The 12,942-nt window shown below is 65.2% G+C and carries 15 protein-coding genes; 5 read left to right on the top strand and 10 right to left on the bottom strand.

Translation table 11 applies throughout. The features are described 5' to 3' along the window. Positions 1-5 precede the first annotated feature (5 nt). From rph to clpS, 10 genes are read right to left on the bottom strand one after another with little or no spacing between them, the layout of a single operon-like run. Entirely contained in the window at positions 6-785 is a 780-nt protein-coding gene (gene rph, locus BB28_RS07215) for a ribonuclease PH (protein ID WP_030094934.1), read from the bottom strand. A 49-nt stretch (positions 786-834) separates the two neighbouring features. Continuing rightward, a complete protein-coding gene (locus BB28_RS07210) occupies positions 835-1,596 on the bottom strand; it encodes a cyclic nucleotide-degrading phosphodiesterase (protein ID WP_046253000.1) in 762 nt (253 codons plus the stop codon). A 42-nt stretch (positions 1,597-1,638) separates the two neighbouring features. Then, entirely contained in the window at positions 1,639-2,526 is an 888-nt protein-coding gene (murI, locus tag BB28_RS07205) for a glutamate racemase (RefSeq protein WP_046252999.1), read from the bottom strand. Continuing rightward, entirely contained in the window at positions 2,523-3,194 is a 672-nt protein-coding gene (locus tag BB28_RS07200; RefSeq protein WP_046252998.1) for a rhomboid family intramembrane serine protease, read from the bottom strand. Before BB28_RS07200 ends, murI begins: the two co-directional genes overlap by 4 nt. Next, on the bottom strand, positions 3,191-4,153 hold the full coding sequence (locus BB28_RS07195; RefSeq protein WP_046252997.1) for a cysteine synthase: 963 nt from the start codon (positions 4,151-4,153) through the stop codon (positions 3,191-3,193). The genes BB28_RS07200 and BB28_RS07195 overlap by 4 nt, the downstream gene beginning before the upstream one ends. A 6-nt stretch (positions 4,154-4,159) precedes the next feature. Beyond that, the gene (locus BB28_RS07190; RefSeq protein WP_046252996.1) at positions 4,160-4,432 is read right to left on the bottom strand and encodes a MoaD/ThiS family protein; all 273 of its coding nucleotides are present in this window, start codon (positions 4,430-4,432) and stop codon (positions 4,160-4,162) included. Between the two features lie 18 nt (positions 4,433-4,450). After that, positions 4,451-4,864, bottom strand: coding sequence for a M67 family metallopeptidase (locus BB28_RS07185; RefSeq protein ID WP_046252995.1), 414 nt, complete (start codon positions 4,862-4,864; stop codon positions 4,451-4,453). A 36-nt stretch (positions 4,865-4,900) separates the two neighbouring features. Then, positions 4,901-5,893: a P1 family peptidase gene (locus BB28_RS07180; protein ID WP_046252994.1), complete on the bottom strand. Its 993-nt coding sequence runs from the start codon at positions 5,891-5,893 to the stop codon at positions 4,901-4,903. After that, positions 5,890-6,477, bottom strand: a complete 588-nt coding sequence (gene aosR / locus BB28_RS07175; protein ID WP_046252993.1) for an oxidative stress transcriptional regulator AosR — start codon at positions 6,475-6,477, stop codon at positions 5,890-5,892. Before aosR ends, BB28_RS07180 begins: the two co-directional genes overlap by 4 nt. 11 nt (positions 6,478-6,488) lie before the next feature. Beyond that, positions 6,489-6,791, bottom strand: coding sequence for an ATP-dependent Clp protease adapter ClpS (gene clpS / locus BB28_RS07170; protein ID WP_030094925.1), 303 nt, complete (start codon positions 6,789-6,791; stop codon positions 6,489-6,491). Between the two features lie 114 nt (positions 6,792-6,905). Here clpS and BB28_RS07165 point away from each other — a divergent pair, with 114 nt between their 5' ends. The 5 genes from BB28_RS07165 to BB28_RS07145 are packed head-to-tail and all read left to right on the top strand — an operon-like array spanning position 6,906 to position 12,939. Next, positions 6,906-8,210 carry a nicotinate phosphoribosyltransferase gene (locus BB28_RS07165; RefSeq protein WP_046252992.1) on the top strand — a complete coding sequence of 435 codons (1,305 nt, stop codon included), beginning with the start codon at positions 6,906-6,908 and terminating at the stop codon, positions 8,208-8,210. A gap of 18 nt (positions 8,211-8,228) precedes the next feature. Then, on the top strand, positions 8,229-8,822 hold the full coding sequence (locus BB28_RS07160) for a TetR/AcrR family transcriptional regulator (RefSeq protein WP_046252991.1): 594 nt from the start codon (positions 8,229-8,231) through the stop codon (positions 8,820-8,822). Between the two features lie 25 nt (positions 8,823-8,847). Then, the gene (locus tag BB28_RS07155; RefSeq protein WP_046252990.1) at positions 8,848-9,402 is read left to right on the top strand and encodes an isochorismatase family protein; all 555 of its coding nucleotides are present in this window, start codon (positions 8,848-8,850) and stop codon (positions 9,400-9,402) included. After that, on the top strand, positions 9,399-11,462 hold the full coding sequence (locus BB28_RS07150) for an ATP-dependent DNA helicase (RefSeq protein ID WP_046252989.1): 2,064 nt from the start codon (positions 9,399-9,401) through the stop codon (positions 11,460-11,462). Before BB28_RS07155 ends, BB28_RS07150 begins: the two co-directional genes overlap by 4 nt. Positions 11,463-11,481: 19 nt before the next feature. Further along, a complete protein-coding gene (locus BB28_RS07145) occupies positions 11,482-12,939 on the top strand; it encodes a neutral zinc metallopeptidase (RefSeq protein ID WP_046255613.1) in 1,458 nt (485 codons plus the stop codon). The last annotated feature ends 3 nt before the right edge of the window (positions 12,940-12,942 follow it).

The raw sequence follows: 12,942 nt of genomic DNA, 5'->3' as shown, positions 1-12,942 counted from the left end.
CCCGCCTACTTCGAACCGAACGCCTTCTTCTGTGGCGCCTCCGGCAGGACACCCGGATACGGCAAGGCCAATGCTTCCTTCTGCAAAACGAACAGTTCCTCGGCGGCGCCGACGGCAGCGTCAAGCAGCTTGTCCAGCGTCGTGCGCGGGAAGGTGGCGCCCTCGCCGGTGCCTTGTACCTCCACCAACGTACCGGTGTCGGTGGCCACCACGTTCATGTCCACCTCGGCGCGCGAATCCTCTTCGTAGGGAAGGTCTACGCGCACCCGGCCGTCCACCACACCAACACTCACGGCGGCGATCGCACACGACAGTGGCTCATCATCGGCGAGCTTGCCGTGCGCTGCCAGGTATGTCACCGCATCGGCCAGCGCTACATACGCACCGGTGATCGCCGCGGTGCGAGTTCCGCCGTCGGCCTGCAGCACATCGCAATCGATGGCAATGGTGTTCTCCCCCAATGCCGACAAGTCAATACACGCACGAAGAGAACGCCCGATCAAGCGGCTGATCTCCTGAGTACGGCCGCCTACGCGCCCCTTGACCGATTCACGGTCGCTGCGGGTATGGGTAGAGGCCGGCAGCATCGCGTATTCGGCTGTCAGCCAACCAAGTCCAGAACCTTTGCGCCAGCGAGGCACACCCTCGGTGGCGCTGGCGGTGCACATCACCCGCGTCTGACCGAACTCGATGAGTACCGAACCTGCCGGGTGCGAAGTGAATCCCCGCGTAATGGTCACCGGGCGCAGCTCGTCGTCTTGTCTGCCGTCTTCTCGTCTGGACACGCCCTCGACCTTATCGTCTCCGCGAAAGTACCGAGCGTGAGCGGCAGAGCTACAGCTCTATGCTCTCCCCCGCGACGACGGCCCGCACCGGCCCGTCGAATGCCGACTTCGCCTCGGCGATGACATCCTCGCGCGAAGTCCACGGCGGGATGTGGGTCAGCAGCAGTTCCTTCACGCCTGCGCGGGCCGCGATCTGCCCCGCCTCGGTGCCGGACAGGTGAAGGTCCGGCGGGCGGTGCCCCGGCATGTGCGTCCACGACGCCTCGCACAGGAACACGTCGGCATCGCGCGCCAGCTCGACCACCGCGTCGCATATGCCGGTGTCACCGCTGTAGGCAAGGACGGCACCTGACGTGTCCTCGATCCGCAGGCCATACGACTCAGGCGGATGCGCCACCCGTGTGGGTGTCACCGTGAGCGACCCGAATTCGACGGGCACACCTTCGCTCCACGCATACAAGTCGAAGATGTCGGTGAAGTCGTCGACCTCACCGCCGATCTCAGCCGACGCGGCCCCCACCCGAATCAGGGTGTCGGCAGGCCCGTACATGATGGCCTTGCCCTTGGGCGGATTCGGGTGATAGCGACGCCACACGAACAGACCAGGCAGGTCCAGGCAGTGGTCGGCATGCAGGTGCGACAACAGAACGGACACCGATCCGGGGTCGGCGAACCGTTGCAGAGAGCCCAAGACACCGCCACCGAAGTCGATGACCAACGGTGGCGCATCCGGTGCCGTCAGAAGGTAACCAGACGCCGGTGAATCCGGTCCGGTGACACTGCCTGAGCAGCCGAGCACGGTGACTCGCACAGCCCCTAGCTTGCCACGTCCGGCAAGCGTCTCGGCACAGGGTTAGAGAGGTGTTGCAATTTCGGTGTAACCCGGAACACCGCTAGCTCGAGTTTGCACCGCTGTCACAGCCGGACCGAGGAATCTGGCCGCCAGGGTGCGGAACGCATCGGGGTCACCGGTTGCCTCAAAAATGCGGTTCGGACCTGAGGCACTCGGGTTATCCGGATGCGGCCGCAACAGATCCCTCTCCGACAGCACCCGCAGCAGGTCCTTGGCAGTTTCCTCGGCGCTGGATACCAACGTGACATCCTCGCCCATGGCGAGCTGGATCAGCCCGGACAGCAACGGATAGTGCGTGCAACCCAGCACCACGGTGTCGACCTGAGCCCGCTGCAGCGGCTCCAGATAGCCCTCGGCGAGCTGCAGCACTTGCCTCCCGCTGGTGATGCCACGCTCGACGAAGTCAACGAAACGCGGACACGCCACCGCCGTGATCTCGGTATCCCGCGCGGCCGCGAACGCATCCTGATAGGCACCCGATGCGATAGTCGCCGCGGTGCCGATGACACCGATCTTGTTGTTGTGCGTGGTGTGCACGGCGCGGCGCACGGCAGGCAACACCACCTCGATGACCGGCACCGGCGCATAGCGTTCACGGGCGTCACGCAGGCATGCCGCCGAGGCCGTATTACAGGCAATCACCAGGGCTTTCACCCCGCGTCCGACAAGGTCGTCGCCAATGGCCAGTGCATGCCGGCGGATCTCTGGAATGGTCAGCGGACCATAGGGCCCGTTGCCCGTATCACCGACGTAAATGATGTCTTCGTCGGGCAGCTGGTCGATGATGGCCCGCGCGACGGTCAGTCCGCCGACTCCGGAATCGAATATCCCGATCGGCGATGAGCCGCTCGCGCCAAGACCGTCCGAAGCGGCGCCGGGGCCCGTCACGTCGACAGCCTTGGTGGCGTCCCAGGACCACGTACAGCCTTCGCCTTGCGTTCCCTACCCGAGAGCCAATAGGCGGCCAGTACGCCGGCGATAGCCCCACTCAGGTGCCCCTGCCAGGACACCCCGAACTGTCCGGGCAGCACACCCCACAGCACGCCGCCGTAGAGGATGATCACGACGACACCGATGAGGATCTGACCCACGCGGCGGTTGAAGAATCCTCTGACAATCACATAGGTGAGCCAGCCGAAGATCAGCCCCGACGCCCCGATGTGATTGGTCTCGTAGGGCGAGCCGAGGTTGCCAATCAGCCACGTGCCGATGCCGCCGAGAACCCAGATGATCGCGGTTGCCAACAGAAAGCGTCCGAGCCCGGCGGCCGCGGCCAGGAAACCCAGCACGAGCGCGGGCACCGTGTTGGCAACCAAGTGCCCCCAATTCGCATGCAGCAGGGGCGCGAACAGGATGCCGTCCAGACCATCGGCCTCCAGGGGCCGGATGCCGTTCTCGTCGAGTCGGTGCCCGGTAACCGTATCGATGCCTTCGATGACATAAAGCAACGCGACGAACGAGACCACCAGGATTCCACCGGTGACCCATTGCGGCCGTCTGGACCGCTCGGGACGGGCAGGATGGAACCCCTCCGGGCCACCCTGGTATCCCGTCATGCCCACAACTGCCCTTCCAGCGCGTCCTCTGCGTCATCCACGGTACCGGCGTAGGCGCCGGTCGACAGATACTTCCAGCCCGCATCAGCCACCACGAATGCGATGTCCGCACGCTCGCCCGCCTTGACGGCCTTGGTCGCCATGCCGAGTGCCGCATGCAGAATCGCGCCGGTCGAGATGCCCGCGAAGATGCCTTCCACTTGCACCAACTCACGGGTACGGCGCACCGCGTCGAACGATCCCACCGAAAAGCGGGTCGTGAGCACCTCGGGGTCATACAACTCGGGCACGAATCCCTCGTCGATGTTGCGCAGCGCGTAGACGCCCTCGCCATAGCGCGGCTCGGCGGCAACAATTTGCACCCCGGGCACGTTCTCCCGCAGGAACCGTCCGGTACCCATCAGAGTTCCGGTGGTGCCCAGCCCGGCAACGAAGTGGGTGATCTCGGGCAGATCGGCCAGAATCTCCGGGCCGGTGCCGTGATAGTGCGCGGCGGCATTCGCCGGGTTGCCGTACTGGTACAGCATAACCCACGAAGGATTTTGCGCGGCAAGCTCTTTGGCAGTGGCAACGGCGGTATTGGAGCCACCCTCGGCCGAGGAGAAGATGATCTGAGCGCCGTACAGCTCAAGCAGCTGGCGTCGTTCGATGGAGGTGTTCTCCGGCATCACGCAGATCATCTTGTAGCCCTTGAGCTGGGCGGCCATCGCCATCGAGATTCCGGTGTTACCGCTCGTGGGCTCCAGAATCGTGGCACCCGGTTCCAGCAGCCCGTCCTGCTCGGCCTGTTCGATCATGCGCAGGGCAGGCCGGTCCTTGATGGAGCCGGTCGGATTGCGGTCCTCCAGCTTGGCCCATAACCGCACATGCGGATCGCCGTCCCAGGCCGGGGACAACCTCTGCAACCCGACCAGCGGCGTGTTCCCGAGGGCCTGGAGCAACGAGTCGTATCGGGTCATGCGCCGCTAGCCACCGGCCACGGCGGGCAGGATGGTGACCGAATCGCCATCGGCGATCTCGGTGTCCAGCCCACCCGAGAACCGCACGTCCTCGTCGTTGACGTAGATGTTGACGAAACGGTGCAACTTGCCATCGTCGACGAGACGCTCGGAGATCCCCGAGTAATTGGACTCCAGATCCGCGATCACCGCTTGCAGCGTGGAACCCGTTGCAGCGACGCGCTTCTCACCGCCAGTGTGGACGCGAAGAATGGTCGGAATCGATACTTGAATCGACATGGTGGACGGTCCTTTTCTCTAATACTTCTCGACGATCGTGATGTCCTCTTCAGTGACCACTCCGTCGACGATCCGGTAACTGCGCAGCTCGTGCTGCTCAGGATCGCGAGTGGACACCAAAACGTAGTGGGCATCGGGTTCCGCGGCCAGGTTGATATCGGTACGGCTGGGGTAGGCCTCGGTCGCGGTGTGCGAGTGATAGATAACCACCGGCACTTCATCGGCGTCATCCATCGCCCGCCAAACCCGAAGCTGCTCACCGGAATCAAAGCGATAAAAAGTAGGAGACCGCTCAGCGTTGATCATGGCGACGTGTCGCTCGGGGCGGTCGGAGCCCTCCGGACCGGCCAGTACACCGCAAGCCTCATCGGGGTGATCGGCACGGGCGTGCTTGACCATGGCGTCGACCAGATCGGCGCGAACTACCAGCACTGTCTTCCCTGCTTCCCTCTTGGCCGTCTCGGACGTTTACGAAAACGCTCCTGGCAACACGTCACGATATGCGGGTATTCCGGCCACGCTCGCGGCGCCCACCACTGCCCGCACCACCGCACGCTCCACACACTCGGCGGCGGCAATCCCCACCGAAATGGTGAGAGCCTCGACATCGCCCTCGCCAGCCCCGGTCGCCAGCACGTACAGCGTGTCCCCGTCCATCGGGGTATGCGCGGGCCTGATCGCCCGTGCCAGCCCGTCGTGGGCGGCAATGGCCACCCTGCGGCATTGCGCCTTGCTCAGCGGGGCGTTGGTCGCCACCACGCCGATCGTGGTGTTCAACGAGACCGATTTGTCAGGCAAGGCGGCCAGCGCCGCGAGCTGGCTCGCCGGGGGCGCGCCGAGCTCCGGTGCACATGCGGGGTCCCAAGGCAGCCCTGTCGACGGATTAATCACCAGTCCAACCGGGTTGGCGACGATCACGGCACCGACCACAATCCCGTTACCCAGATCCGCACTCGCGGAGCCGACACCGCCCTTGAGAGTTCCGGCCCGCGCTCCGACACCGGCACCCACGGCACCCCATTCGGGCGTATCGCTTGCGAGTTCTGCTGCTCGGTAACCGAATTCGGCGTCGGGACGGCTCTTCCAGGCACCCACCGGCAGATCGAAGATGACCGCCCCCGGGACGATGGGCACGGTGCCACCCTGCAGAGCCACTCCCCTGCCCTGCTCCTCCAGCCAGCGCATCACCCCATCGGCGGCGGCCAGTCCGTAGGCGCTACCGCCGGTGAGCACAATGGCGTCGACCGTGGAGACGGTGTTGGCCGGATCGAGCAGATCGGATTCACGTGTTCCCGGAGCTCCGCCGCGTACGTCGACCGCGCCGGTCGTCCCCGGCGGCGCCAGCACCACGGTGGTGCCGGTCGCCCAGCCCGATCCGAGTTCGGCATCGGCATCCACCCGCTGGTGATGTCCCACCAGCATTCCCGGAACGTCGGTGATCGCACCCGAGAACAGGCTCATACCGCCGACTTCCCCATCAACGCGAGCACCAACAACTCCTGCATCACGGTCAGCCAGTGATAAATGTCCATATGCCCTGCCATCGGATCATCTGCGGGCAACTCCTGCGGCCCGTCGCTGTCGATCCCCAGCATCGCGCCAAGCGCCAGGCGCACATCATTGAGCGCGGTCAGCCATGCGCGCGCGTCGTCCTCGGACAGCTCAAAGCGCCCGCCTTCCAGCGGAAGCGTGCGCAGCAACCGTTGACCCGCCTCACGTTTGGCGTCGATGATCTCCGGTTCGTAGAGGCTGCGCAATGCACTGTTGAGTCCGCTCACCGCCTCGAGACTGCTGGTGCCGTCCTGGTCGGGGCGGTGAAAGTCCGGAAGCAACCGCCCAAGAGTGACATCGGAGGGCGCCGCGGTGTTCCCCGTACGGATGCCGGTCAGCTGTGCCAATTCGTCACTGGGCGCCGACGATTCGCGCTCATCCAGCATCGCCAGCATGGAAGTGACCATCGACTGCACGAGCGCCGCCTCGTGCGGCTCCATCTCAGAACGCAGCCGAATCCCATCAGACGCGTTGACGCGCTTCCACTTTCGCACGGATCAGCGGCTCAACGATCCTGCTGCAGAGTGGCCCACAGACCGGCTGCGTGCAGCTTGCTGACGTCGATCTCCATCGACTCGCGCGCCCCACAGGACACCACAGCCTTGCCCTCGTGGTGAACCTGCAGCATCAGGTTGGTGGCCTCGCTCTCGCTGTAGCCGAACAGCTGCTGGAACACGTAAGCGACATAGTTCATCAGGTTTACCGGGTCATCCCACACGATGGTGACCCACGGCGACTGGGTCTCGTCGACATGTTCGACAGACCTCTCTGCGGTAGTCCCTGGCAAGGCTCGCGCCGGCGCACCCATGGCCCCAGAATACCGGGGCCGCGAACTCTGTCAGCATGAAGTTCGGGTTCCCGGTCTCCCCGGAGCCTCTCGGGACCCGTTCACGCACCCGGGTATCCCGCTAACGTGGCGCACATGGCGCACCTGCATACGTCATTGCTCACCGACAAGTACGAGCTCACCATGCTTGCCGCCGCACTGCGTGACGACACCGCGGGACGTCAGGCCACCTTCGAGGTATTCGCCAGGAGATTGCCGGACGGCCGCCGGTACGGCGTCGTCGCCGGTACCGCCCGATTGCTCGAGTCGCTTGCCGAATTCCGATTCGGATCGGAAGAATTGAAATCGCTGTCCGACTTTCTGGACGATGACACACTCCAGTACCTGGCCGGATATCGATTCAGTGGCGACATCGACGGCTACCGCGAGGGTGAGCTCTACTTCCCGGGATCCCCGGTGCTCACCGTGCGGGGAACCTTCGCTGAATGCGTCATTCTGGAAACCCTCACACTGTCGATCCTGAATCACGACAGTGCCGTCGCCTCTGCCGCCGCCCGAATGGTGTCGGCCGCCGCGGGCCGTCCGCTCATCGAGATGGGCTCACGGCGTACCCACGAACTGGCGGCGGTGGCCTGTGCCCGCGCCGCCTATCTCGCGGGATTCGAATCCACGTCCAACCTGGAGGCACATCGCCGCTACGGTGTGCCCGCCCGCGGCACCGCCGCTCACGCCTTCACTCTGCTCCACGCCAAAGACGGCATGAGCCCCAGCGAGGCCGAACGTGAGGCATTTCGCGCACAGGTCGAAGCGCTCGGGGTGTCCACCACCCTGCTGGTGGACACCTACGACATCACTACCGGGGTCGACAACGCCATCGCAGTCGCCGGGCCCGAGCTCGGGGCAGTGCGCATCGACTCGGGAGATCTGGGCATGCTGGCCCGGCAGGTTCGGGCACAACTCGACGGACTGGGCGCGCACCGGACCCGCATTGTCGTCTCCGGGGACCTCGACGAATACTCCATCGCGGCACTGCGCGCCGAGCCCGTCGACATCTATGGTGTCGGCACCTCGGTGGTAACCGGATCGGGGTTCCCGGCGGCCGGCATGGTCTACAAACTCGTCGAGATCGACGGTATCCCGGTGGCAAAACGCAGTAGCCACAAGGAATCACATGGCGGCCACAAATGTGCGCTACGCACCGCCAAACCGACCGGCACCTTCACCGAGGAAGTGGTGTATCGCGCGGCCGCCGGTGAGCCGCCCGTGACCGAACCGCACCGGGTACTGACCACCCCACTGGTGCGCGGCGGCGCGCCCATCACATCCGACTCGCTCGACGACGCCAGGGACCGGGTACGCGCGGGATTACTGAGCCTGCCGTGGGAGGGGCTGGGCCTTTCGCACGGGGATCCTGCGATTACCACCCGATTGGTGGGATAATTTCTGGCCGGAGGACACATGGCAGCCAGAAGGCAATGGGCGGGAACCACTCCCGCAGAGCGGCGAGCGACGCGTCGGCGGGCACTGCTCGATGCGGGCATCGCGGCGCTCGGCGCCATCGACGGCCCGGCGCTGACCATCCGCACGGTCTGCAGATCTTCCGGGGTATCGGAGCGCAACTTCTATGAGGAATTCGGTGACCGCGACGACTTCGTGCGTGCGGTGTACCAAGACGTGCTCGAATCCGTGATGCGTGTCGTCACCGAATTCGCCGCCAAGGGAGACGATTTAGAGACCCGCGCGGTGGAGATCTTCATCGGGGCGACGGTCGACAACCCTGCTTACGGCCGCATCATGATGCTCGCCCCATTCACCGAACCCATACTGGGCAGCGTCGGGTTCGCGGGCTCGATGGCCTTCGCCTCACTTGCCGAGAAAGCACTGATCGATGTCGACGATCCGGGACGGCGTCGCTTCCTGTCGGTGTCGCTTGTCGGCGCGGCCTCCGGCGCCATCATCGATTATCTGCGCGGAGATCTGGCCATCAGCCGCGACGAGCTCATCGACTACATCTCACGCATGGGCCGCCACGTATCTGACATCTTCGACTGAGCACCGGCGGGGGTACTGTCGATCCATGGGCAGGGCGCTTATCGTCGTCGACGTGCAAAACGACTTCTGCGAGGGCGGCTCGCTGCCCGTATCCGGCGGAGCCGCGCTGGCCCAGAAGCTCAACGACCTCACCACATCCGGTGCGTACGACGCGGTGGTCGCGACGCGCGACTTTCACATTGACCCCGGCGACCATTTCTCCCAGACACCAGACTTCGCGACAAGCTGGCCTCCGCATTGCAGGGTCGGTACACCCGGCGCCGACATTCACCCCGACTTGGACCTCACCCCGGTCGACGAGGTGTTCTCCAAAGGAGATTATTCCGCCGCCTATTCGGGTTTCGAGGGCGTCAGCGCCGATGGCACGACGTTGGCTGCGTGGCTGCAGAAACGGGATCTGGACAGCGTCGACGTGGTGGGCATCGCCACCGACTACTGTGTGGCCGCCACCGCGCGCGACGCGGCTCGACAGAGGTTGCATACCCGTGTGCTCACCGCGTATGCCGTTGGCATTGAAGAACAATCAATACATCGCGTCCTGAGTGAGCTCCAGGCCGTCGGCGTCGAGGTAGTCCGCTGAAGAACCCCGATACGCCCACATCTGCCACCGGCCTGCTTGCCACGGCCGTCACCGCGCTCGGCGGAACCGAACGCGCCGGACAGCTCACGATGGCCACGGCCGTCGAGCACTCCCTGCATAGCGGCGAGCACCTGGTGGTCCAGGCCGGCACCGGCACCGGCAAATCGCTGGCATACCTGGTACCGGCCCTTGCCCACGCCATCGAGGAGTCATCCCCGGTCGTGGTCTCCACCGCCACCATCGCGCTGCAACGTCAGCTCGTGGATCGTGATCTGCCCCGGTTGGCGGAGGCGTTGGCACCCTCACTGGCCCGCAAGCCCAGATTCGCCATCCTGAAGGGCCGGGGAAATTACCTCTGCCTCAACAAATTGCACAATGGGGCCGCATCCGATCAGGAAGCACCCGACACGTTGTTCGAGCCCTTCGCGGCCAGCGCGCTCGGCCGGGACGTACAGCGTCTCAACGACTGGGCGGAGACCACCAAGACCGGCGATCGCGATGAGCTCAAGCCAGGCGTGCCGGATCGTTCCTGGTCGCAGGTCAGCGTGTCGGCACGTGAATGCCTCGGCGCCACTCGGTGCCCGTTCGGCACCGAGTGCTTCGCCGAGCTGGCCCGGCTCGACGCCGGACAGTCGGATGTGGTGGTGACCAATCACGCGCTGCTGGCCATCGATGCCATCGCCGACATAAATATCCTGCCCGAACATGACGCAGTGATCGTCGACGAGGCGCACGACCTCGTCGACCGGGTGACAAGCGTTGCCACCCAAGAACTCTCGGCAGTAGGACTGACCGTCACCATCCGTCGAATAGGCCGACTGGTGTCACCCGAAACGGCGAGCCGTTTCGAGGCGAGCTCGGCAACCTTCTCTTCACTGATCCACGACAGCAGGCCCGGCACCATCGACCGCGCGGATGAGGAGACCGTCACCTACCTCACCGCGCTGCGCGACGCCGCGGCCGCCGCACGAACCGAGATCCCCACCGGCCAATCCACCGACCCTGCCACTGCCGCCGCACGCACCGAAGCAGTTGCCGCACTGGACGATATCGTAGATGCCGCTTCCCTGGCGCTGGCCTGCTGGGCCGAACCGGACATCACAGCGCGCCCCAACGTGGTGTGGCTCGATCACGAGGACAACCGGGGCACGGTACGTCCGGTGCTACGGATCGCCCCGCTGTCGGTCGCCGGGCTGCTGCGCACCCGCCTATTCGGGCAGCGCACCGTCGTCCTCACTTCGGCCACTCTGGTCCTCGGGGGCAAGTTCGACACGATGGCCGCCTCCTGGGGCCTGCCTGCCCGAGCACCCGACAAGAGCACCGACACCGACTCCACCACACCAGCCCGGGCCACCTGGCACGGCATCGACGTCGGATCCCCTTTCCAGCATGAGAAATCCGCCATCCTCTATCTGGCACGGCACCTTCCCGCCCCGGGACGCGATGGTGTCGGTGCGGCGACACTCGATGAGATCGAGACTCTGGTCCGTGCCGCAGGAGGACGCACCCTGGGACTCTTTTCCTCCATGCGTGCCGCCAAGGAGGCCTCCGAGGAAATGCGGACGCGGCTCGACACCCCGGTGCTGTGCCAGGGAGACGACGCGACATCGATTCTGGTCGAACAATTCAGCGCGGACCCACAAACCTCGTTGTTCGGGACGCTGTCGCTGTGGCAGGGAGTCGACGTGCCCGGACCGTCGCTGTCGCTTGTTCTCATCGACCGAATCCCATTCCCCCGCCCCGACGATCCCCTTCGGGCAGCCCGGCAGCGGGCGATCAGCGCGCGCGGAGGCAATGGATTCATGGCGGTGGCGGGCACCCAGGCGGCGTTACTGCTGGCCCAGGGCACAGGCCGCCTGTTGCGGGGCGCGCACGACAGAGGCGTTGTCGCGGTGCTTGATTCACGGATGGCCACGGCGGGTTATGGCGGATTTCTGCGTGCGTCGCTGCCACCATTCTGGTCGACACACGACTTGTCGGTAGTCACAGCGGCGCTACAACGACTGATGACCAAGCACGATGCGACCTATGCTGGAGAGGGCACCCGCACACGGGGATAGCCGCTACAGAGAGACGGCCATGTCGCTTCCGGACCGGTGGATTCACACGCCGACGGTAGTCCTGGCCTGCTGCACACTCCTGGCCCCGACACTCTCGAACTGCACGAACACTGTTGAGGGCATTCCGGTTTCACAGCTCGGCAATGCGTATCAAGTTGCCGGTCTCCCCGCCGTCGACGGTCCTTCCGGGCTACGCCCGCACCCCAAACCGGCGAACAGAGCCGTGCGCGGCGGCGACGACGGCGCGATGGACCGCCTTGCCGTCAACGCAGTCGCCGATATCGAGGATTTCTGGCAGGAGGCCTATCCGAAGAGCTTCTGGGCCACGTTTCATCCGGTCGATTCGTTGACGTCCTGGAACAGCGCGGGCCCCGGCATCGCGAACTTCTGCAACAACCTCACGATCGGCTTCGACAACGCCGGTTACTGCATCAGCCAGAACAGCCTGGGGTGGGACCGCGGCGCGCTGCTGCCCAAGCTGGTGCGGATGTTCGGCCCCATGGCGGTACCCATGACACTGGCCCACGAGTACGGGCATGCCCTGACGCACCAGGCGAAGTTGGTGGACCCAGAGACACAGACGCTCGTCAGCGAGCAGATGGCCGATTGCCTTGCCGGGACTTATCTGCGCTGGGTGGCGCAGGGCAGCTCACCACGTTTCACACTGAGTACCGGCGAGGGCCTCAACAAGGTCATCGCGGCGCTGATCGCGTTCCGGGACGATCCGATTGAGGCAGGCGGCGTAATCGATGCGCACGGATCGGCATTCGAGCGGGTGTCGGCCTTCCAACGCGGATTCGTTGACGGCGCGGCCGCATGCACCCAGATCGACAGGGCAGAGATCGCCAAGCGAGCCGGTGGACTCGCCGACGACCTCCCGTACGGCCGATCGGACGGCATTCCGGTCTCGGTCGACACCCTGCGCACCCTGATGACGGTGCTCGGAGCGATCTACAGACCCGCGCTCAACACCGCACCACCGCGGCTCTCGGTGTCGGGGGCCGCATGCGACGAATCCGGACGCCGCACAAGATCCGTGGCGGCGGTCTACTGCCCGGACTCCAACACGGTGGCTCTCGATCTGCCGCGGCTGACCACCCTGGCCCGGCCCACGCACGATCAGGGGCAGGTAACCGGCGATTTCACCGCGTACTCGATGGTCATCTCCCGTTACGCGTTAGCGGTCGAGAATCAACACGGCCTGCCGCTCGACAATGGGCAGAGCGCGCTACGCACCGCCTGTCTGACCGGTGTCGCGTCGGCGGCAATGGCCAAACCCACCACACCCGACCATGAACCGAACCCGATGATGCTCACCGCCGGGGACCTCGATGAGGCGGTATCGGGACTGCTCACCAACGGCGTGGTGGCCAGCGATGTCAACGGGACCACCGTCCCGGCGGGGTTCTCCCGGATCGATGCCTTTCGCGACGGAGTGGCCGGATCGACGGACCGCTGCCTCAAGCGCTACGGGTAAGTC

The organism is Mycobacteroides chelonae CCUG 47445 (assembly GCF_001632805.1).
GTDB lineage: Bacteria > Actinomycetota > Actinomycetes > Mycobacteriales > Mycobacteriaceae > Mycobacterium > Mycobacterium chelonae.
Note: the sequence above shows the minus strand (reverse complement) of the source record. Positions and strands in the feature narration are given on the sequence as shown.